The following is a 20,044-nucleotide window of genomic DNA, read 5'->3' as shown; positions in this document are numbered from 1 at the left end:
TCCGAAAACTTCGACGGACAGCGCCCGCCAATGGACCCGCGCTTCGGAAATCGGCCACCGCGGCCGTGGTTCGGCGGCCCCTTGGTGCCGCTGACCTTTCAACTGGTCTCGCTGATCATCGCCGCCTGGTACGGTGCCAAACTGCTGAGCCGGCCGATCCAGCGCCTGAGCGATGCCGCCGAGCGCCTGAGCGAAAACCTCGACAGCCCGCCTCTGGATGAGTCCGGCCCACGGGAAGCACGGCAAGCGGCACACACCTTCAACAAGATGCAGCAACGCATTCGTGAACAAGTGCAGCAACGCTCGCGGATGCTTGGCGCCGTCTCCCACGACCTGCGCACGCCGCTGTCGCGGCTCAAGCTGCGACTGGAGCAGATCGACGACAACAAACTGCAAGGCCAGATGCGTCAGGATCTGGACGACATGATCGGCATGCTCGACGCCACGCTCACCTACCTGCACGAGCAGCGCACCAGTGAGGCCCTGCAGTGGATGGACGTGCAGGCGCTGGTCGAATCCCTGAGTGAAAACGCCCAGGACCAGGGCGCCGATGTACTCACCAGCGGCCACTGCGCGCCGCTGCAAGTGCAACCGATGGCCTTGCGTTCGTGCATCAACAACCTGCTGGACAATGCCCTGCGTTATGCCGGGCAGGCCATAATTACGCTCGAAGACACGCGCGAAATCCTGGTGATCCGGGTCATCGACCAAGGACCGGGTATCGCGGCGGATAAACGTGAAGCCGTGTTCGAGCCATTCTTTCGCCTGGAAGGATCGCGCAACCGCAACTCCGGCGGGGTCGGGCTGGGCATGACCATTGCCCGCGAAGCGGCCGAACGCCTGGGTGGGCAGTTGAGTCTGGAAGAAACGCCCGGTGGTGGCCTGACAGCAGTAATTCGTCTGCCTCGATCCTGATCGCTGCTCTGTGTACCGTTCGGTACAAACCTCACATACCCACGACAACTTGCCCCTTGAGGCTGCATAAGCCGGTGCACCCACCGGCTATCCATTCCAAGGAGTGAGCGCAATGATCGGTAGCGTCAGCAGTTACACGAGCTATACCAGCACCAGCAGCACCACGACCAGCACCGCCCGCAGCCAGCAGTTTCAGAAAGAATTGCTCGCCAAACTCGACAGCAACAGCGACGGCGCAGTCGATCAGGATGAACTCAAGAGCGCCCTGTCGCAGAAAACCGACGACGGTCTGCTGGTCAGCCTGAGCAAGAATTTCGCTGACCTGGACAGCGACGACAGCGGCAGCCTGAGCGGTGAAGAAATGGCCGCGATGGCCCCTCCGCCGCCACCGCCACGGGACCAGGCACCGAACACCGAACTGGCTGACGCGCTGATCAGCGCCCTGGACGCCGACGGTGACGGGGCCATCAGCAGCGATGAACTGAGCAACGGCCTGGCCAACGCTGGCAGCAGCGCCGACAGCACAGAAATCTTCTCGGCCCTGGACAAGAACGAAGACGGCTCCGTCAGCCAGGACGAACTCGCCGCCAGCCTCGCCCCGCCTCCGCCCCCCCCTCAACAAATGTCCAGCGAAGAACTGTTCAGCCAGCTCGACACGGACAGCGACGGCAGTGTCAGCGCCACCGAACTGACCAGTGCGTTGCAGACCAGCAGCACCTCGTCGACCAGCACCGACACCAGCGCCGCGTTGCTCAAAGTGCTGGATAGCGACAGCAGTGGCGGCGTCAGCAGCGACGAGTTGAACGCGGCGTTGCAAGCCGGCCGCGAGCGAAACACCGACAGCTCCACCGATCAGTCGAACGTGACCGAAGCCCTGAACAAAATGATCGCCAACCTGAGCAAGCAGTACTCGCTCGACAACGTGGCGACCGTGGGCAAATACCTGAACGTCGCGACCTGAGTCAAAAGCATCGCGAGCAGGCTCGCACCCACAGTTGATCTGCATTGATCACATAATTTGTTATCGATACAAAATCAATGTGGGAGCGAGCCGGCTCCGGGCGGCGTTCCGACGAAGAGGCCCCAAGCCCCAACAAAAATCTCAGGGCCGGCGATCCTCAACCCGAGCCTGACTCTTGCTCCAGTCGTTCAGCAGGCTGTAGGCCACCGCCAACAGCGTCGGGCCGATGAACAAGCCAATAAACCCGAAGGCAATCAACCCGCCAAACACCCCGAGCAGAACAATCACCAACGGCAAATTCCCGCCCCGGCTGATCAGGTACGGTTTGAGCACGTTGTCGACGCCACTGATGATGAACATCCCCCAAATCCCGAGAAACACCGCCATCCCGTACTCACCCTTCCAGGCCAGCCAGGCCGTGGCCGGAATCCACACCAGCGGGGGCCCCATCGGAATCAGGCTCAACAAAAACGTGACGATCCCCAGCACAAGCGCCCCGGGCACCCCGGCAATCAAAAACCCGATCAACGCCAGAACCGCCTGGGCCGCCGCCGTCCCGATCACGCCGTTCACCACCCGCTGCACCGTGCCCGCCACCAATTCAATGTAATACCCGGCACGGTCACCAATCAGACGTTCCAGCAACCCGTGAACAAATGCCGCCAGACGCGGCCCGTCTCGGTAGAAAAAGAACACGAAGACGATACTCAACGTCAGTTCAAGAATCCCGCCGCCAATCTGCGCGCTGCGCGCCAGCAACCAATTGCCGACCTGGCCCAGGTAAGGTTTGACCGCCAGCATCATCGCCGCGCCCTGCTGATCGATGCTGTTCCAGACCCCGACCAACCGCTCGCCCACCAAGGGAATACTGCCCAGCCAGATCGGCGCTTCCGGCAGCCCGTCGACCTGCACATCCTTGATGAACGCCGTGGCATCGCGCACATGGTCCGCGAGATTGAATCCCAGCCAGACCAACGGCAACGCCACCAGCAACATCCAGCCCAGCGTCAGCACTGCCGCCGCCAGAGATTCGCGACCATTGAGCAAACGCGTCAGCAAACGCATCAGCGGCCAGCTGGCAAACGCCAGCACCGCGCCCCAGAACAGCGCCGACCAGAACGGCGCCATCACCCAGAAGCTCGCGCCAAACAGCACCAGGAGCAGGATCTGCACCAACAGCCGATCGTTATTGATCATCTAAATCTCGAAAAAAGTCAGTTCGCAAAAGAGTAGGCGAACGCAGCTTGTACGTTCGCCTGATACAGCTTATCGCAACAGTTCGATGTGCAAACCAGCGCCGTCGACGCTGCCGGCTTCCATCCTGGCGGTACGCACACCCTGCCCGATCAGTGCCTGACGCCAGGCTTCGGCCTTCGGCCCGGAAACACTGACCCGCAACGTGGTGTCCAGATTCAGCCCACGAGAGATCAGGCGCAGCCAGGCATCGTCAGGATCGCCAGTCAGTTTGGGGAAATCGAGCTCACCGGTGCTTTTGAGTTCTCGAAGCAAAGTTGCAGAAGTCGGCAGCAAATCGCCCAGCGGCGCAGCGGCGTCAAACTGTTCGACGTGCAGATACGCTTTGCGATTGCCGCGCGTGATGCTGTAAAGCGCCACCAGCGTGTTGTCCTGTGGAGCCGCCAAGCGCAACAGCAAGAACGCTTGCTGATCATCAGCGCCATAGAGCTTGGCATTGCCGAAGACATCATTGGCCCACAGGCTGCTTTCGCCGCAATCACGGGCCTGGCACCAGAACAGCAACTGCGCGTCCTGCTTCTGCAAGGCTTCACGAGCGGCGGTGAAGGCCTCGATGGAGGAATGCTCCGGTGGCAACTCGTAGGTCACCGACGTGGTTTGCCCTCGGGCAGCGACCTGGCCGTCAAAGCGCAACTGGCCGCTGATTTTGCGGATCGAGCCCAGTGGATAGATCCGCTCAAGTTCGGCGACCGGACGATAGTCAACGATCTGCGCATCGGCCATACGCGGCACGATCGGCAGGTCCTGGCTGCCCGGGACATCGGCGGCAAATAACAGCGGACTGAAACAACACAGCGCCAGCAGACTGAATGAACGCATGGAGAGACTCATCGGATCAGCATGGCCTGGGCACCCTTGATGATACTGGCGTCATCGATGCGCTCAGGCACCAGCAAACCACGCTGTACCGCCGGACGCGCCTCCATGGTTGCCATCCAGCGCTGCAAGGCCGGCAAACCGTCGACCTCGACACCCGACCACTCATGGCCACGGACCCACGGAAAAGTGGCGATGTCGGCAATGCTGTACTCACCGGCCAGAAACTCCACGGCTTGCAGGCGCGTGTCGAGCACTTCATAGAGGCGGCGGGTTTCATGTTGATAGCGGTCGATGGCGCCCTGGAGTTTCTCCGGAAAATAACGGAAAAACACGTTGGCCTGCCCCTGCATCGGGCCGATTCCACCCATCTGGAACATCAGCCATTGCAGGACCACTGAACGCCCCTTGGGGTCTTTTGGCAGCAGTTTGCCGCTCAGTTCAGCCAGGTAAATCAGGATCGCGCCGGATTCAAACACGGCGAAATCGCCATTGGCGCGGTCGACAATCGCCGGAATCCGGCCATTGGGATTGATCTTGAGGAAGCCCTCGGACTTCTGTTCCTTTTTGTCGAAACTCAAGGCGTGCACCGTGTAGGGCAGGCCGAGTTCCTCGAGCACGATAGAGACCTTGTGGCCATTCGGGGTCGCAGCGGTGTAGAGATCTATCATGGTTGTCTCCCATTTCAACCCGCCCAGCCTCGACAGTTGCCCGGCGCAAGTCAAGGAACGGCGAAAAACCGATTGAAACAGTCTGCGACAAGGTCGGCACCGGGTTCGTCATTCAGGTGCAAATGATGACCGCCAGGCAGCTGTTCACGGCTAAAGGGTAGACGCTCCAGCAACTCGGGATGTTTGGCGAGGATGCCGTCGGCAGCCACCACCAGTTTTGCAGGACAACTGACCCGCTGGACGAAGGCCATCGCCTGCTCGGTGGTCAGACGCAGCGGCGACGGTAACGTCAGGCGGTTATCGGTGCGCCAGGTATAACCGCCCGGCACCGGCATCAATCCACGTTGGGCCAGCAGTTCTGCGGCTTCGCGACTGACAGCGACCAAGCCTTTCATGCGCGCCTCGATGGCCCGGTCGAGCGTGTTGTAGACCGGTTTGCGCTTCTCCCGCAAATCCAGCTGCGCTTGCAGGGCCATGCCCATCCGTTCGGCAGCGTTTTCGCCTTTGTCTGTAGGAGGAATGACGCCGTCGATCAATGCCAGATGGGTCACGCGTTCCGGTAACGAACCGGCCAGCACCAACGAAACAATCGCGCCCATGGAATGCCCGAGCAGGCCAAAGCGCTTCCAGCCCAATTGCTCGGCCACTTGCAGCACGTCATGGGCGTAGTCCCACAGTGCGTAACCGGCGCCGGTCGGCCGATGCCCGGAATGACCGTGACCGGCCATGTCCAGCGCGATGATGCGCAAGCCTTTGAGCTTCGGCGCCAGCCGGGCGAAGCTGTTGGCGTTGTCCAGCCAGCCATGCAAGGCGATCACCGGCATGCCGTCTTCGGGGCCGAACAAGTGCGCTGCCAACTCGATATGCGGCAGGCTCAGGCGAACTTCTTCAACGACGTTGTTCATGCGCAATCCTGTTGGCGGCGACCTTCCCAGCGGCTGAACAGGTTCTTCAGCAGCGTGGCCGTGTCCTGGGGACGTTCGAGGGGAAACATGTGGCCGCCCGGCATGGTCAGGGACTCGCCCTGCGGCAAGCGCCCCACGAGGCTTGCGTGATGACGCATCACCACCCGGCTCTTGTGCCCGCGAACCACCGCCAGCGGCACTTTCAGTTGCCGTGTGCGGCCGGGACTGGTGTGCGGCACACCACGGTAGATACTGATTTCCGTGGCCGGGTCGAAGCGCAGGCGCAGCTTGTCTCCCACCTTGTGCAAGCCGTGTTGCAGGTAAGCGTCGAAGCATTCCGGATCGAAACTGCGGAACAGGGTTTTGCCAGCGAAATAGAGTCGGGCGGCTTCCAGATCGGCGAACTCTTCCCGACGTCCCAACGTACGGCCGGCCGGGGTCAGGCGATCGATGAAACCGAAACGTTTGGCGGCACGGATCACCCATTGATCGGCGCGGGTCAGCACCGGCGAATCAAGCATCACCACGCCACGATAGAGCTCGGGGCACCGCAACGCCGCGTGCAGGTGCAGCACGCCACCGAAGGAATGGCCGACGCCCCACACCGGTTCCGGTTGTTGCTTGAGGTGATGAATCAGCTCGTCGACCAGGTTGTACCAGTTGTCGTCCGCCGGAAAACGCGGGTCGTGGGCGTGCTGCTGCAGATGCGTCACCTGATACTCGGGCGCCAGCGCCGCGAACAACTTGCCATAGGTGCCCGAGGGGAAACCGTTGGCGTGGGCGAAAAATATCTGTTGCGACATACCGATGATCCATCAACGAAAACAAGGGTTGATTGTCCGTAAGACGACGCCCTACAGCAATGACCGTAAGTGCCAGGAATGATGACAGTCCGGTCATGGGAATGGCGTGTCAGATGAATCCACCCCCTCACCCCAGCCCTCTCCCCACGGGGGAGAGGGGGAAAGGGAGCAGATCTGCGTTGGCTTCCAGACCTGAGTTCGACTCAATATTTCAGATCGATGTAGCTCCAAGAACAACTCGGTCAGTCCCCTCGCCCCCGTAGGGAGAGGGTTAGGGTGAGGGGTGGATCTAATTGAAGAAACACACTCTCACCGCGCCGGCGGATTCTCACCCAATGGCACCACCGCCATGGTCAACCGCGACACACAACTCGCCTTCCCCTCATCGCTGGTCAAACGGATATCCCAAACATGCGTCGTGCGACCAATGTGAATCGGCTTGGCCACCGCCGTGACCCGCCCACTGCGCAAGCCGCGCAAATGGTTGGCGTTGATTTCCAGACCCACGCAGTAAAACTTGCTGGCGTCGATGCACAGGTAACTGGCCATCGAGCCGACCGTTTCGGCCAGCACCACCGAGGCGCCGCCGTGCAGCAAGCCGAATGGCTGGTGAGTGCGATGGTCGATGACCATGCTCGCGGTCAGGGACGCTTCGTCGACGGCTTCGAAGCGAATATCCAGCACTTCGCCGATGGTGTTTTTCTGGATTTCGTTCAGATGCTCGATGTTGGGAATGGTACGCCACAAGCTCATCGTTGCTTTCCTTGGTTGGTTTTATTCTTGACTCAATCCTGCCACAGCACCGCTTCGCTGCGCTCGCTCCATTCTTCGAAACGGGCACCGTAGGCGGCTTCGATCACGTTGCGCTTGATCTTCAGGGTCGGCGTCAGGAAGCCGTTTTCCACCGCCCAACTGTCCTTGACCACCACCAATCGACGCAAGCGTTCGTGTTTGTCGAGGACGCCGTTGACCTCCTCCAGGAGTTTTTCCAGGCTTGAATGCAGGCCCGCCCTCGCCGTTCCGCTGGCGTCCTGCTGACCGACCGCCGAGAGCACGCACAACCCCAGCGGCGCACTCAGGCCATCGCCCACCACACAAACCTGCTCGATCCGCGAATGCTCCGCCAGACGATTCTCGATGGGTGCCGGGGCGACGTATTTACCTTTGCTGGTCTTGAAGATTTCCTTCAGTCGCCCGGTCAGGCGCAGGTTGCCTTCGGCGTCCTCCTCGCCTTTGTCGCCGGTGCGCAGGAAGCCATCCCCGGTGATGGTTTCGGCGGTTTTCTCAGGCTCCTTGAAATACCCGAGCATGGTCGCGCCGCTGCGCACCATGACCTCGCCCGACTCGGCGATCCGCACCTCGACTTCCGGGCAGGGCTTGCCGATCCAGCCGGGTTTGTTCTGGCCCGGCAGGCAAATGTGCGAATAGCCGCAGCTTTCGGTCATGCCGTAGACCTCCAGCACATCCAGCCCCAATTTGCGGTACCACAGCAGCAAGGTCTGCGGCACTGGCGCGGCGCCGGACAAGGCGATGCGCAAGGCGTCCAGCCCGAGCCCGGCCAGGACTTTGTGGCCGACCCGCTTACCGATGATCGGCAGACCGAGCAGGAAGTCGAGGCGCTTTGCCGGGATCTTGCTGTACACGCCCATCTGGAATTTGGTCCAGATCCTCGGCACGCCGAACAGCGCGGTTGGACGTGCGCGGCGCAAATCGGTCAGGAAGGTGTCGAGGCTCTCGGCAAAAAACACCGTTTGCCCGGTGTAGATCGACGCCAGTTCGACGAACATCCGCTCGGCGACATGGCACAGCGGCAGGTAGGACAGCAGCCGATCCGACTCATTCAAGTCAAACAACTGCGTGCCGCGAGTGGTGGCAAACCCCAGATTGGCGAAGCTGTGCATCACGCCTTTGGGCATGCCGGTGGTGCCGGAGGTGTAAATGATGGTCGCCAACTGGTCGGCGGACGGCTTGGGATCGTCCTGGATCGGTGAGCTCTTTTGCAGGTCGGCCCAGCTGAAATCGAACGTGCCGGGTGGATGCAACGGCAGGCTGATCGTCGGCAGATCAGCGCTGACCCCGCGAGACATGCCTGGCCCGTCATCGAGTTTGCCGATGAACGCCAGCGCCGCTTCGGAGTGTTCAAGGACTTGGGCCACGGTCTCGGCGGTGAGGTTCGGGTAGAGCGGCACCGACACATGGCCGGCCATCCAGATCGCCAGGTCGGCGATGATCCAGTGCGCACAGTTTTTCGAGATCAGGGCGATGTGGCTGCCTTGGGGCAGTTCGCGTGCGCGCAACCAATGCGCGGCGCAGCGCGCCTGATGACCGACGTCGGCCCAGGTCAGGGTCTCGACTTGCCCGCCGCCCACGGGCTGGACCAGAAAGCGCTGGCGCGGATGGCGGGCCTCACGCTCGTAGAAGACGTCCAACGGCAAACGAAAAGCAGCAGGCATGCGACTCGCTCCTTTATTTCTGGTCTGGAGCAAGCGTAGCCAACCAAGCAATTGCTTGGTTGACTATTTCACACAAAAATCAGGTACGAAGCAGAACCTGTGGGAGCGTGGCTTGCCCGCGATGCAGGCGCTGCGGTCTGTCAGGTAGACCGCGTTGATGCCATCGCGGGCAAGCCACGCTCCCACAAAGAGCAGAGCTATGGGTGCTTGATGCCTTTGAGCTTCATTGCGCCGGCCAGCGGCAAATCACCTTCAAGTTCTGCAAGGCCGGCGGTGCGGACCGCTTCCGGGTCTTGTACATGGCCGTGCTGCAAGTAACCCAACAGGTTGCCCACCAGCGGGTTATGACTGACCAGCAACGCGTGATCCACAGACACCAACTGCTCCGCCACCGCTTGCGGGCGGTTGTCGGGGGTCAGCCAGTCGACGGTGCGAATCTCCGGCGCGAAATTCAGCGCTGTACGCACGATTTCTGCGGTCTCCTGCGCTCGCAGGTAAGGACTGGCGTAGATCGCGGTCAGCGGCTTGCCGGCCAACTCGGCGGCAGTGCGCAGCACTTCTTCACGACCATGGGCCGTCAGTGCCCGTTCCGAATCAGGACGCTTGCCGTGTGGCTCGGCTTCACCATGACGCAGTATCCAGAGTTTCATAGCTTTGGCTCCTCATCTCGGGCCGGGTGTGGTGCCGGCGCCACAGCGTGCGGTGCTTCACCTTCCGGTGTACGCGGCGTCGGCCAGTCGGCGAACGGCCAGGGCTTCTGGTCGCTGTGGAAGCTGCCGAAACGACCGATCTGCGCCAGGAACTGGCTCAGGCTGTCGCCGAAGTTCATCAGGCTGGCGCTCGGGGCGCCATATATCAAACGATAGATCAGTTGAACCAACACCACGGCGCCGAGGATGAATTGCGCCACTTGCCAGACCAGCACGTAGACGATCATCCACAACACGCGCAGCAGGATGGATTCGTACTTGGCTTCTGTTTTCGGATCGTTCATGTCTCGCTCCCTGCCCCTGTCAATTGAGTGCTCAGTTGAAACCGCTGGTGGAAATAAAGTCGACGTCGGTTTTCGGCTCGGCACGCATCAATAGACCGATTACCTGCTCCAGCGTGCGCCCTTCGAACAGGATGGCATGCAGGCCGGCGACCAGCGGCATGTACACGCCCACCTCCTGAGCCTTGGTCTTGAGTACCTTGAGGGTGTTCACCCCTTCGGCGACTTCGCCCAGGCGCGTCACTGCATCTTCCAGGTTCAAGCCCTGGCCGAGGGCGAATCCGACCTGGTAGTTACGGCTTTTCGGCGACGAGCAGGTGACGATCAAATCGCCGACGCCCGCCAAACCGAGGAAGGTCATCGGGTTGGCGCCCTGATTCACCGCAAAGCGGGTCATTTCCGCCAGCGCCCGGGTGATCAACATGCTCTTGGTGTTTTCACCCATGCCCAACGCCACCGCCATGCCGGCGATGATCGCATAAACGTTTTTCAACGCGCCGCCCAACTCCACGCCGAAGCGGTCGGCGCTGGCGTACACGCGAAAGGTCCGGCCGTGCAACGCCTCCTGGACCCGTTGGCAGAGTTCTTCGTCTTCGCTGGCGACCACCGTGGCGGTCAGCGCGTGTTCGGCGATTTCACGGGCCAGATTCGGCCCGGACAGCACGCCGATGCGCGCTTGTGGGGCGATCTCTTCGAGGATTTCGCTCATCAGTTTGAAGGTGTGGGCCTCGATGCCTTTGGTCAGGCTCACCAGCAACTTGCCGCTCAAACGTTCGGCGTGCGGCATCAATACCGAGCGCAGCGCGCTGGACGGCAGTGCGACGAAGCACAAGTCGCAGGCTTGCAGAGTGGCCAGCAGGTCGGTGACCGCTTCCACGGCCGGCAGAATCTTGATGCCTTTGAGGTAACGCGGGTTCTCGCGATTGACCCGAATGGCCTCGGCCTGCTCGGGGTCACGCATCCACAGCCGGACCTGATGCCCGTTCTCGGCCAGCAGATTAGCCACGGCGGTACCAAAACTTCCGCCTCCCAGGACCGCAATTGGGCGCTGTTCAGTCATATGCAATCCGTTAATCCATACCAGTGGCGATGACGGCATTATACGGAGCGGCCCAGTGGCGGCCAGCCCCCGTATCAATTACCGGTACTTGTAGGAAGAAGACCAAGAAAACCGAGGAAAATGCCCACAACGTGACTGGAAAAGTCATTGCGCTCGGTTAACATGCGCGCCAATTGTTCGCTATCAAGGATGTGTTGTGTCGTTTGGCTCCCCTTCACCTCGCTCGCCGCTGGTACTGGCGCTGATTTTCAGCTCGCCATTGCTTGCCGACGACTTGTTCCTCGACAGCGAGCCGCTGCCGCAAGTATTGACCGCGACGCGACTCAAGCAGTCGCCGGCCGCAGTACCGGGGAGCATGACGGTGATCGACAGCGAACTGATCAACGCCAGTGGCGCCAGGGACATCAGTGAGTTGCTGCGATTGGTGCCGGGAATGATGGTCGGCAACATCAACGGCAACCAGGCGGCGGTGAACTATCACGGCACCAATGCGACCGAAGCGCGACGCATGCAAGTCTTGATCGATGGCCGCTCGGTGTACCGCGCAGGCCTGGCCACGGTGGACTGGAGTGACATTCCGGTGGCCCTGGAAGACATCGAACACATCGAGGTTTTTCGCGGCCCGAACACCGTCAGCTATGGCGCCAATGCGCTGATGGCGGTGGTCAACATCATCACGCGCAACCCGGCCGACAGCCATGGCACGCGGATGAAAGTCACCCGTGGGCAGCGCGGCATCGACGACTTTTACGCCAGCCAGGGCATGGGCTGGGACGGCGGCGACCTGCGCCTGTCACTCTCCGGCCAGCAAGACGATGGCTTCGACTCGGACCGTAACGGCGCCGACTACCGCGACAGCCGCCGCTTGAACCGCTTCAACCTCGCCGTCAGCCAGACGCTCACTGAAAACCAGAGCATCGACTGGCAATTGAATGCCAAGGACGGGAGCAACCAGCGTCCGTATACCTACCGCCCGGTCTTCTCGGGGATTACCGATGCCGGGAACAATTCCGACGTCATCGCCAAGGACTACGCCGGCTCGCTGCGCTGGAACCTCGACATCAATCCCGATCACAGCCTTTACATTCAGGGTTCGGCGCAGCACTGGGATCGTCAGCAGACCTGGCGTGCCTGCGATGCCGAGGTCTCGTTCAGCCCGCAGTTGACCGAACTCTGGCAGCTCAACCCGAATTACACCGAACGCCTGGCGCGCAACATGGAGCGCTACACCGGCCCCGGCGCACCCGCAGGTGACCCGGCCCAACGCGCACTGGCCAATCAAGTGCTGGACCAATGGCGAAACGGCGCCCGGCAAACCCTCTGTGGCGATATTGACCAGAGCACCCGGGAATCGCGCTACGACCTTGAATTGCAAGACACGCTCAGCCTGTCCGACAGTCTGCGACTGGTCAGCGGCATGAACTATCGTTACGACCGGGCAGATTCCGAGACCTACTTCAATGGCACCCTCGACGACACCACCTGGCGGGCGTTCGGCCAGCTCGAGTGGCGCGCCACAGAGCATTGGTTGCTGCAGGGCGGCGCAATGTTCGAAGACACGCAATTGATCGGCAGTTCGCTCACCCCGCGGGTGGCGGTCAACTACCTGATCAACCCGCGCCATGGCCTGCGGGCGGTGTACTCGGAAGCCATCCGCTCGCCGGACATGTTCGAGAACAACGTCAACTGGAGCTATCAGGTAAAGAACCTGCGACCCAGCGCCTATGGCCAGTCCAGTGCCCGTTATTTCGTCAAGACCCGTGGCCCTGGCGACCTCGAACAGGAACACATGCGCTCCCGGGAGCTGGGCTACAACGGCTACTTTGCCGAAGTCGGGCTGGCGGTTGATGTGAAGCTGTTCTACGACGAAATCACCGGGATGATCAGCGAACCGCTGCGCAACAATCAGTACATCGCCAGCAACTCAAACAGCGCGCGCTTCTCCGGGGCAGAAACCCAGCTCGACTGGCGAATCAGCAGCGCCGATCGCCTGCGCCTGACCTATGCCTACGTCGATGCCGAGGCGAGCAACCCGCTGGATGCACAACAAACTGCCAGAAACAGCGGTTCCGCCGGTTGGCTGCGCAACTGGGGCCACGGCTGGAACAGCGCGCTCTTCTACTATGGTGACGATGCCCTGAACGGCTACCGCTTCGAACGGGTCGACACGCGCATCGCCAAACGCATCGGCCTGGGCAAGGCCAGCCTGGAACTGGCCGGTGTGCTCCAGCAACGCCTCGACAGCCAGCCCACGACCTTCGTCGACAACAACTACGACGAGCGCCGGGTGCTTTACTTCAGCGCGGAGCTGACGTTTTAAGATGCTGTATCGCCCGTCACGCAAGACGCCGATCCTTGGCCGCCTGCTGTCCGGGTTGTGCCTGGTGTTTGCCGGGCTGCTGAGCAGCCTGGAGGTCAGCGCCGCGGACATTTTGCTGACCGGCGCCGAGGACAGCCCGGGCATGCAATCCTTCACTCAGGCCCTGAGCGCTTTGCGGCCTGCCGATAACGTGCGCTTCCAGCCGCTGGCCAGCCTGCCGGCACCAGGCAAACTGCCCGCCGGCACCCGTTTGATTCTGCTCGACCTGCCGAGCCTCGACTGGCGCCTGCAAGACGCCCAGGGCCCGGCGACGCTCGTGCTGCGCATCAGCCGCCTGCAAGCCCGTCAGCATCTGGGGGCCACCCTGCCCCCGCACCTCAGTCTGCTCTGGAGCGATCCGCCCCTGGACCGACAATTGCGTCTGACCCGACTGCTGCTGCCTCAGGCCAAACGGGTCGGCGTGCTCTTCGACAGCCACAGCGAATTCCTTTTGAAAGAATTGCATCAGGCCGCCCACGCCCTGGGCCTTGAAGTTGTCACCGAGCGCTGGGATAACACCAACGACAGCCGGCCGTTGCAGACGTTGCTGAAAAACAGCGACGTGTTGCTGGGCCTCGACGACCCCGATCTGTACAACCCGAAAACCGCGAAAAACCTGTTGCTCAGCAGCTATGCACGGCAATTGGCGCTGATCGGCCCTAACGCCGGGTTCGTCAGGGCCGGGAGCCTGGCCAGCACCTACAGCGATCAGAGCGACTGGCTGGCGATACTCGACGAACTGCTCGACCGGCCACCGGCCACGTGGCCACGCACGCACTACCCGCAACGCTTCAAAGTCTTAAGCAACCCGCAAGTGGCTCGTTCATTAGGTATTGAACAGATGAACGAAGCGTCTGTCGCAACACAGTTGGCCGAAGGAGAAAATCGCCCATGACCTTCCGTCGCCGTTGGGACATCAACACCCGCACACAAATTATCAGCCTCGGCCCTGCCCTGTTGCTGACGTTGCTGTTGATCAGCTTCTTCACCTTCGTGCGGATCCAGGACCTGCGTCAGGAGCTCAATCACACTGGGCAACTGATCGCTAACCAACTGGCGCCAGCCACCGAATACGGGGTGATCTCGGGCAACAACGAGGTGCTCGACAGTTTGCTCAAGGCCACCCTGGCCACGCCCAATGTGCGTTTTCTGGAAGTCCAGGACAGCGCCAACCGGATTCTGGTGTACGTCGAGCAACCGTCGGAAACCCACAACCGCTCACACCAGGTCGAAGTGTTCCAGGCCCCGGTGCGGCTGCAACGAATCCAGTTGCACAATGATTTCCTGCAGGGCAGCCGCGTCGCCAACACGGCACCCGGCGAGGATTATCTGGGTCGGGTGATCGTCGGCCTGTCCAATGACGCCTTCAGCCAGCGTCAGCAGGAAATCCTGCTCAAGGCCGGGATCCTGGCGCTGTTCGCCCTGTTGTTTACTTTTCTGGTCGCCCGGCGACTGGCCGGCAGCCTGTCGCAACCGATCCGCGACATCGGCAACGCGGTCAAGGCGATTCAGGACGGCGACTACAAAACGCCGCTGCCGATCGTCGACGACACTGAACTGGGCGCGCTGTCGCAACACATCAACAACCTCGCCAACGGGCTCGAACAAGCCAGTCGCGAACAGCATCAAGCGATGGCGCAGTTGATTCAGACTCGCGAGGAAGCGGAAAAGGCCAACAACGCCAAATCCGATTTCCTTGCGATGATGAGCCACGAACTGCGCACGCCGATGAATGGCGTGCTGGGTATGCTGCAACTGCTGGAAACCACCGAGATGACCGAGGAGCAGGTCGAATACGCGGCGCTCGCCTCGGAGTCCACCGAACACCTGCTCAAAGTCATCAACGACATTCTTGATTTCTCGCGCATCGAGCGTTCGGAACTGGAGCTGGAGCACATTCCGTTCAACCTCGCGGACCTGATCGGCAGTTGCGCCCAGTCGTTCTCGCACAGCGCGGTGCAACGCGGGCTCGACCTGGCGCTGTCGATTCCGGAGGACATGCGCGCGTTGCAGGTTCAGGGCGACCCCACGCGGATCCGGCAGATCCTGGTCAACCTGATCGGCAATGCGCTGAAATTCACCGAACAGGGCCGCGTCAGCATCGAACCGCAATGGCAGTCGCTGGATCACGAACTGCTGTGGTTCACCTGCACGGTGCGCGACAGCGGGATTGGTATCTCGGCTGAAAGCCTGGAATTGATGTTCAACGCCTTCCAGCAGGCCGACAGTTCTATTTCGAGGCGATACGGTGGCACGGGGCTGGGCCTGCCGATTGCTCGCACGCTGGCTGAACGCATGGGCGGCACGTTGCGCGCCCAGAGCGAGGAAGGTCGCGGCTCGGTGTTCACCCTGGAAATCCCGCTGGCGCTCTATAAACAGACGCTGCCGGTGCGGGCGGCGCGCACACCGACCCGCACCGGTGATGGCGAAGGGCGCAACGTGTTGCTGGTGGAAGACAATCCGGTCAATCAGACGGTCATCGAAGCAATGTTGCGCAGTCTGGGCTTTACTGTCAGCGTCGCCACCGATGGTGCCCAGGCAGTACGCAGTGCCGAGAGTCTGATTTTCGAAGCGATTCTGATGGACTGCAGGCTACCGATCATCGACGGCTACGAGGCCACCCGACAGATTCGCCAATTACCCGGCTGCACAGACTTGCCAATCATCGCGCTGACCGCCAACGCCTTGCAGGGAGACCGCGAAGCCTGTTTATCGGCGGGAATGAACGATTACCTGGCCAAGCCCTTCAAACGCACAGATTTGCAGCAAATTCTGCAGCGCTGGGTGCAGTAGTGCAGGCCTTTCGGCTATCTGCGACTGGCGTGAAAGGCGAAAGTGCGGCAGTCTTAGGCACCCGAACAGGCCCGAAAAGGGGCTTGAATAATAATTTCAGTGCACAAGTGTACATTCATGTCCTTGGTGCTGTGACTTTCACCACAACGCAATAGTCTATGAGTAGGCTGCTGATTCGAGGCATGAACGCTTCGATCGGCCGGGAAGATTTGCCCCACCTGCCGCATGGGACTATTGAGGAGCTCGCATGACCCAACAAAACGCCTTTACTCGGGAAGACCTGCTGCGCTGCAGTCGCGGTGAGCTGTTCGGCCCAGGTAACGCACAACTACCCGCCCCGAACATGTTGATGGTGGATCGCATCACCCATATCAGCGCCGAGGGTGGCAAGTACGGCAAGGGTGAATTGGTCGCCGAGCTGGATATCACTCCGGACCTGTGGTTCTTCGCCTGCCACTTCGAAGGTGATCCGGTGATGCCAGGCTGCCTGGGCCTCGACGCCATGTGGCAACTGGTCGGTTTCTTCCTCGGCTGGCAAGGTCTGCCGGGCCGCGGTCGCGCCCTGGGTTCGGGCGAAGTGAAATTCTTCGGTCAGGTTCTGCCGACCGCCAAGAAAGTAACCTATAACATTCAGATCAAGCGCGTACTGAAGGGCAAGCTGAACCTGGCCATCGCCGATGGTTCGGTCAGCGTCGACGGCCGCGAGATCTACACCGCCGAAGGCCTTCGGGTCGGCGTTTTCACCTCCACTGACAACTTCTAAGGGTTATCCGCATGCGCCGCGTCGTTATCACTGGTCTGGGCATCGTTTCGTGCCTGGGCAATGACAAAGAGACCGTCTCCGCTAACCTGCGTGCAAGCCGCCCTGGCATCCGGTTCAACCCGGAATATGCCGAAATGGGTCTGCGTAGCCAGGTTTCCGGCTCCATTGACCTTCCCCTCGAAGAGCTGATCGATCGCAAGATCTTTCGCTTCGTCGGCCACGCGGCGGCTTACGCCTACCTGGCCATGAAAGATGCCATCGCCGACTCCGGTCTGACCGATGAGCAAGTCTCCAACGTGCGTACCGGCCTGATCGCCGGCTCCGGTGGCGCGTCGACCTTGAACCAGATGGAAGCGCTGGACATCCTGCGCGAGAAAGGCGTCAAGCGCGTCGGTCCGTACCGCGTCACGCGGACCATGGGCAGCACCGTTTCGGCCTGCCTGGCCACGCCGTTCAAGATCAAGGGTGTGAACTACTCGATCTCTTCCGCCTGCGCCACCAGTGCTCACTGCATCGGTACCGCTGTGGAGCAGATCCAGTTGGGCAAGCAGGACATCGTCTTCGCCGGTGGTGGTGAAGAAGAGCATTGGAGCCAATCGTTCCTGTTCGACGCCATGGGCGCCCTGTCCAGCCAGTACAACGAAACCCCGGAAAAAGCCTCGCGTGCCTATGACAAAAACCGTGATGGTTTCGTCATCGCTGGCGGTGGCGGCATGGTCGTGGTCGAAGAGCTGGAACACGCTCTGGCCCGCGGCGCGAAGATCTACGCGGAAATCGTTGGCTACGGCGCGACCTCCGACGGCTACGACATGGTCGCTCCAAGCGGCGAAGGCGCCATCCGCTGCATGCAGATGGCCATGTCCACCGTCGACACTCCGATCGACTACCTGAACACCCACGGCACCTCGACTCCGGTCGGCGACTCCAAGGAAATGGAAGGCGTGCGTGCAGTGTTCGGCGACAAGGCACCGGCCATCAGCTCCACCAAGAGCCTGTCGGGTCACTCCCTGGGCGCCGCTGGCGTTCACGAAGCGATCTACTGCCTGCTGATGATGGAAGGCAACTTCATGGCGGGTTCCGCCAACATCGAGGAACTGGACCCGGAAGTGGCTGACATGCCGATCCTGACCAAGACTCGTGAAGACGCCACCATCAACACCGTGATGAGCAACAGCTTCGGCTTCGGTGGCACCAACGCCACGCTGGTACTGAAGCGCTGGGCCGGTAAGTAATACCTGGCCCCGCTACGCAGCACATAAAAACGCCCCGACTGGTTCGGGGCGTTTTTTTCGCCTGAATAATGGAGAACACCGCTGACCTTGTGAGAGCGGGCTTGCTCGCGAAGGCGGCATCACATTCAACATTTCTGTATGAATAAAACCGCTATCGCGAGCAGGCTCACTCCCACAGGTTTTGTGTGAAGCCAGACATTTTCTTCAATGCAAACATGAAGCTTTTGTCATGAAACTCAGGCGCCTGCGACCGAATGTCGCGTGTTTAGCGGGCTGCAGGACTTTTACCAAACTCGCAAAAGTCCGTTACCTAACTCAGTCGTTTACTTAGCAGGCTAACCAAACATATAACGGAGTCCTGCACACGCCTTGCTGCAGATAACAGAGATTGGAGCTAGCAGATGACTGTAAAAGTAACTGAACGCGACGATTCACATAAGTCCCACGAAGGCGTAGCCGCCGGTATCCGGATCTGGGACGTGCACCAACAAGACATGCTGGTGGGGATGTTCCATTCCGAAACCGATGCCCACAGCTACAAGGTCGAACTGGAAAAACTGGAGCAGCAACGAGAGCTCCAATCCGCATAAGCAATGACAGCATTGAAAACGACAAACCCCGCCATGAGCGGGGTTTGTCGTTGTTGCAGCCTTTAACGGCTTACCACATCAGATCGTCGGGGATCTGATAGGCCGCGTACGGATCGTCTTCGACAGCGACTTCTTCGGTCTTCACGTTCATCTGCACGATACGCTGTGGATCGCGCTCCTGGATCTTCAGGGCCGCCTCACGGGGGATCACTTCATAACCGCCGGCGTGGTGCACGATCGCCAGCGAACCGCTGCTGAGCTTGTTGCGCATCAGCGTGTTGACGCAGATGCGCTTGACCTTCTTGTCGTCGACGAAGTTGTAGTAGTCCTCGGTCGTCAGCTTCGGCAGACGCGAGACTTCGATCAACTGTTTGACCTGAGCCGCGCGAGCCTTGGCTTCGGCCTTCTCCTGTTGCTGACGGTTCAGCTCCTGATCGCGCTTGACCTTCTCGGCCATGGCTTCCTGAGCCGCCCGCTGCTGCGAGTCATCGAGTTCAATCTGACCTTTGTGGGCCAGACGCTGCTGTTTCTGCTTCTCTTTGCCGACCTGTTTGGCCTGCTTCTGGTTGACCAGCCCTGCTTTGAGCAACTGGTCGCGAAGGGAAATGCTCATGGTGCTTATTACTCACTTAGGCAACTGCTCAACCGCAGCTGGGCAAATTCTTTTCCTGACGTTTGGCTTCGCCCCACAAGGCGTCCAACTCTTCGAGGGTGCAATCTTCTATGGGACGGTGGGTGTCGCGCAATGCCTGTTCGATAAAACGGAAACGTCTTTCGAACTTGCTGTTGGCGCCACGCAGTGCAGTTTCGGGATCGACCGTGAGATGACGCGCCAGATTGACCACGGAAAACAACAGATCACCGACTTCATCGGCAATCGCTACCGAGTCATTGTCGGCCATGGCTTCGAGCACTTCATCAAGTTCTTCGCGCACTTTGTCGAGCACCGGCAAGGCGTCAGGCCAGTCGAAACCGACCTGCCCCGCGCGCTTCTGCAACTTCGCCGAACGGGACAATGCCGGCAGTGCTGCGGGCACGTCGTCGAGCAAGGACAGCTGCGTTGGCGTGGATGATTTCTCCGCCCGTTCTTCAGCCTTGATCTCTTCCCAGCGCTGCTTGACCTGATCTTCATTCAGACGCGGAACATCCAGCGGCGCATACAGATCACCGGTAGGAAAAACGTGAGGATGACGGCGGATCAGCTTGCGAGTGATGCTGTCGATGACACCGGCAAATTCGAAGCGCCCTTCTTCCCGTGCCAGCTGGCTGTAATAAACCACCTGGAACAGCAAATCCCCCAACTCACCCTGCAAGTGATCGAAGTCACCGCGCTCGATGGCGTCGGCGACTTCGTAGGCTTCTTCCAGCGTGTGAGGGACGATGGTTTCGTAGGTTTGCTTGATGTCCCACGGGCAGCCGAACTGCGGATCGCGCAGACGGCTCATCAGGTGCAGCAAGTCTTCAAGGCTGTACATCGG

Annotated in this window: 20 protein-coding genes; 8 read left to right on the top strand and 12 right to left on the bottom strand. The window is 60.6% G+C overall.

The features are described from left to right. Both KGB23_RS27155 and xopAW read left to right on the top strand, forming a co-directional pair. The coding region (locus KGB23_RS27155) for a sensor histidine kinase (protein ID WP_223433265.1) at positions 1 to 915 on the top strand (915 nt) is incomplete at its 5' end. 112 nt (positions 916 to 1,027) lie between these two features. Beyond that, positions 1,028 to 1,876 (top strand): EF-hand domain-containing protein, encoded by an 849-nt coding sequence (gene xopAW, locus KGB23_RS27150; protein WP_223433264.1) that lies wholly within the window; start codon positions 1,028 to 1,030, stop codon positions 1,874 to 1,876. A gap of 141 nt (positions 1,877 to 2,017) precedes the next feature. Here xopAW and KGB23_RS27145 read toward each other — a convergent pair whose 3' ends face one another. The 10 genes from KGB23_RS27145 to KGB23_RS27100 all read right to left on the bottom strand — a co-directional run bounded on the left by KGB23_RS27145 (position 2,018) and on the right by KGB23_RS27100 (position 10,829). Beyond that, positions 2,018 to 3,073 carry an AI-2E family transporter gene (locus KGB23_RS27145; RefSeq protein WP_056745051.1) on the bottom strand — a complete coding sequence of 352 codons (1,056 nt, stop codon included), beginning with the start codon at positions 3,071 to 3,073 and terminating at the stop codon, positions 2,018 to 2,020. Positions 3,074 to 3,142: 69 nt separating this feature from the next. Next, entirely contained in the window at positions 3,143 to 3,949 is an 807-nt protein-coding gene (locus KGB23_RS27140; RefSeq protein ID WP_223433263.1) for a DUF4892 domain-containing protein, read from the bottom strand. 8 nt (positions 3,950 to 3,957) lie between these two features. Next, positions 3,958 to 4,617 carry a glutathione S-transferase family protein gene (locus tag KGB23_RS27135; RefSeq protein WP_150657102.1) on the bottom strand — a complete coding sequence of 220 codons (660 nt, stop codon included), beginning with the start codon at positions 4,615 to 4,617 and terminating at the stop codon, positions 3,958 to 3,960. 50 nt (positions 4,618 to 4,667) lie between these two features. Beyond that, positions 4,668 to 5,522: an alpha/beta hydrolase gene (locus tag KGB23_RS27130; RefSeq protein ID WP_223433262.1), complete on the bottom strand. Its 855-nt coding sequence runs from the start codon at positions 5,520 to 5,522 to the stop codon at positions 4,668 to 4,670. Continuing rightward, on the bottom strand, positions 5,519 to 6,325 hold the full coding sequence (locus KGB23_RS27125; RefSeq protein ID WP_046046471.1) for an alpha/beta fold hydrolase: 807 nt from the start codon (positions 6,323 to 6,325) through the stop codon (positions 5,519 to 5,521). The genes KGB23_RS27130 and KGB23_RS27125 overlap by 4 nt, the downstream gene beginning before the upstream one ends. A gap of 309 nt (positions 6,326 to 6,634) precedes the next feature. Beyond that, positions 6,635 to 7,078 carry a hotdog fold thioesterase gene (locus KGB23_RS27120; RefSeq protein WP_223433261.1) on the bottom strand — a complete coding sequence of 148 codons (444 nt, stop codon included), beginning with the start codon at positions 7,076 to 7,078 and terminating at the stop codon, positions 6,635 to 6,637. Positions 7,079 to 7,110: 32 nt separating this feature from the next. Beyond that, positions 7,111 to 8,778 carry an AMP-binding protein gene (locus KGB23_RS27115; RefSeq protein WP_223433260.1) on the bottom strand — a complete coding sequence of 556 codons (1,668 nt, stop codon included), beginning with the start codon at positions 8,776 to 8,778 and terminating at the stop codon, positions 7,111 to 7,113. A gap of 197 nt (positions 8,779 to 8,975) precedes the next feature. Continuing rightward, positions 8,976 to 9,428, bottom strand: coding sequence for a phosphohistidine phosphatase SixA (gene sixA / locus KGB23_RS27110; RefSeq protein ID WP_129437530.1), 453 nt, complete (start codon positions 9,426 to 9,428; stop codon positions 8,976 to 8,978). Beyond that, positions 9,425 to 9,772: a DUF4389 domain-containing protein gene (locus tag KGB23_RS27105; protein ID WP_046046475.1), complete on the bottom strand. Its 348-nt coding sequence runs from the start codon at positions 9,770 to 9,772 to the stop codon at positions 9,425 to 9,427. Before KGB23_RS27105 ends, sixA begins: the two co-directional genes overlap by 4 nt. A 31-nt stretch (positions 9,773 to 9,803) precedes the next feature. After that, complete coding sequence (locus tag KGB23_RS27100; protein WP_150657108.1) at positions 9,804 to 10,829, bottom strand: NAD(P)H-dependent glycerol-3-phosphate dehydrogenase; 1,026 nt, start codon at positions 10,827 to 10,829, stop codon at positions 9,804 to 9,806. Positions 10,830 to 11,025: 196 nt separating this feature from the next. Between KGB23_RS27100 and KGB23_RS27095 the strand changes: the two genes are divergently transcribed. The 6 genes from KGB23_RS27095 to KGB23_RS27070 all read left to right on the top strand — a co-directional run bounded on the left by KGB23_RS27095 (position 11,026) and on the right by KGB23_RS27070 (position 18,566). Continuing rightward, positions 11,026 to 13,149, top strand: coding sequence for a TonB-dependent receptor plug domain-containing protein (locus KGB23_RS27095; RefSeq protein WP_223433259.1), 2,124 nt, complete (start codon positions 11,026 to 11,028; stop codon positions 13,147 to 13,149). A gap of 1 nt (position 13,150) precedes the next feature. Then, positions 13,151 to 14,083: an ABC transporter substrate-binding protein gene (locus KGB23_RS27090; RefSeq protein WP_223433258.1), complete on the top strand. Its 933-nt coding sequence runs from the start codon at positions 13,151 to 13,153 to the stop codon at positions 14,081 to 14,083. After that, positions 14,080 to 15,981, top strand: coding sequence for an ATP-binding protein (locus KGB23_RS27085; protein WP_223433257.1), 1,902 nt, complete (start codon positions 14,080 to 14,082; stop codon positions 15,979 to 15,981). Before KGB23_RS27090 ends, KGB23_RS27085 begins: the two co-directional genes overlap by 4 nt. 247 nt (positions 15,982 to 16,228) lie before the next feature. Then, complete coding sequence (fabA, locus tag KGB23_RS27080) at positions 16,229 to 16,744, top strand: 3-hydroxyacyl-[acyl-carrier-protein] dehydratase FabA (RefSeq protein WP_008148022.1); 516 nt, start codon at positions 16,229 to 16,231, stop codon at positions 16,742 to 16,744. Between the two features lie 11 nt (positions 16,745 to 16,755). Further along, positions 16,756 to 17,976 carry a beta-ketoacyl-ACP synthase I gene (gene fabB / locus KGB23_RS27075; RefSeq protein ID WP_150657112.1) on the top strand — a complete coding sequence of 407 codons (1,221 nt, stop codon included), beginning with the start codon at positions 16,756 to 16,758 and terminating at the stop codon, positions 17,974 to 17,976. Positions 17,977 to 18,377: 401 nt separating this feature from the next. After that, the gene (locus KGB23_RS27070) at positions 18,378 to 18,566 is read left to right on the top strand and encodes a hypothetical protein (protein WP_150657113.1); all 189 of its coding nucleotides are present in this window, start codon (positions 18,378 to 18,380) and stop codon (positions 18,564 to 18,566) included. A 70-nt stretch (positions 18,567 to 18,636) separates the two neighbouring features. On the opposite strand, the gene KGB23_RS27065 is transcribed toward KGB23_RS27070, so the two are convergent. Both KGB23_RS27065 and mazG read right to left on the bottom strand, forming a co-directional pair. Beyond that, positions 18,637 to 19,179: a DUF2058 domain-containing protein gene (locus tag KGB23_RS27065; RefSeq protein ID WP_111451715.1), complete on the bottom strand. Its 543-nt coding sequence runs from the start codon at positions 19,177 to 19,179 to the stop codon at positions 18,637 to 18,639. A 28-nt stretch (positions 19,180 to 19,207) separates the two neighbouring features. Then, on the bottom strand, positions 19,208 to 20,041 hold the full coding sequence (gene mazG, locus KGB23_RS27060) for a nucleoside triphosphate pyrophosphohydrolase (protein WP_223433256.1): 834 nt from the start codon (positions 20,039 to 20,041) through the stop codon (positions 19,208 to 19,210). Between the last annotated feature and the right edge of the window lie 3 nt (positions 20,042 to 20,044).

This window comes from Pseudomonas sp. GL-B-26, assembly GCF_019947405.1.
GTDB lineage: Bacteria > Pseudomonadota > Gammaproteobacteria > Pseudomonadales > Pseudomonadaceae > Aquipseudomonas.
The sequence above is the reverse complement of the archived record's forward strand: the minus strand, read 5'-3'. Positions and strand labels throughout refer to the sequence as shown.

What these genes read in the sequence shown, in the direction of transcription:
- KGB23_RS27145 (WP_056745051.1), bottom strand. Translation starts at nt 3,073, where the DNA reads ATGATCAATAACGATCGGCTGTTGGTGCAGATCCTGCTCCTGGTGCTG.
- KGB23_RS27105 (WP_046046475.1), bottom strand. Translation starts at nt 9,772, where the DNA reads ATGAACGATCCGAAAACAGAAGCCAAGTACGAATCCATCCTGCTGCGC.
- fabA (WP_008148022.1), top strand. Translation starts at nt 16,229, where the DNA reads ATGACCCAACAAAACGCCTTTACTCGGGAAGACCTGCTGCGCTGCAGT.
- KGB23_RS27125 (WP_046046471.1), bottom strand. Translation starts at nt 6,325, where the DNA reads ATGTCGCAACAGATATTTTTCGCCCACGCCAACGGTTTCCCCTCGGGC.
- fabB (WP_150657112.1), top strand. Translation starts at nt 16,756, where the DNA reads ATGCGCCGCGTCGTTATCACTGGTCTGGGCATCGTTTCGTGCCTGGGC.
- xopAW (WP_223433264.1), top strand. Translation starts at nt 1,028, where the DNA reads ATGATCGGTAGCGTCAGCAGTTACACGAGCTATACCAGCACCAGCAGC.
- KGB23_RS27065 (WP_111451715.1), bottom strand. Translation starts at nt 19,179, where the DNA reads ATGAGCATTTCCCTTCGCGACCAGTTGCTCAAAGCAGGGCTGGTCAAC.
- KGB23_RS27085 (WP_223433257.1), top strand. Translation starts at nt 14,080, where the DNA reads ATGACCTTCCGTCGCCGTTGGGACATCAACACCCGCACACAAATTATC.
- KGB23_RS27100 (WP_150657108.1), bottom strand. Translation starts at nt 10,829, where the DNA reads ATGACTGAACAGCGCCCAATTGCGGTCCTGGGAGGCGGAAGTTTTGGT.
- mazG (WP_223433256.1), bottom strand. Translation starts at nt 20,041, where the DNA reads ATGTACAGCCTTGAAGACTTGCTGCACCTGATGAGCCGTCTGCGCGAT.
- KGB23_RS27115 (WP_223433260.1), bottom strand. Translation starts at nt 8,778, where the DNA reads ATGCCTGCTGCTTTTCGTTTGCCGTTGGACGTCTTCTACGAGCGTGAG.
- KGB23_RS27090 (WP_223433258.1), top strand. Translation starts at nt 13,151, where the DNA reads ATGCTGTATCGCCCGTCACGCAAGACGCCGATCCTTGGCCGCCTGCTG.
- sixA (WP_129437530.1), bottom strand. Translation starts at nt 9,428, where the DNA reads ATGAAACTCTGGATACTGCGTCATGGTGAAGCCGAGCCACACGGCAAG.
- KGB23_RS27070 (WP_150657113.1), top strand. Translation starts at nt 18,378, where the DNA reads ATGACTGTAAAAGTAACTGAACGCGACGATTCACATAAGTCCCACGAA.
- KGB23_RS27120 (WP_223433261.1), bottom strand. Translation starts at nt 7,078, where the DNA reads ATGAGCTTGTGGCGTACCATTCCCAACATCGAGCATCTGAACGAAATC.
- KGB23_RS27135 (WP_150657102.1), bottom strand. Translation starts at nt 4,617, where the DNA reads ATGATAGATCTCTACACCGCTGCGACCCCGAATGGCCACAAGGTCTCT.
- KGB23_RS27130 (WP_223433262.1), bottom strand. Translation starts at nt 5,522, where the DNA reads ATGAACAACGTCGTTGAAGAAGTTCGCCTGAGCCTGCCGCATATCGAG.
- KGB23_RS27140 (WP_223433263.1), bottom strand. Translation starts at nt 3,949, where the DNA reads ATGCGTTCATTCAGTCTGCTGGCGCTGTGTTGTTTCAGTCCGCTGTTA.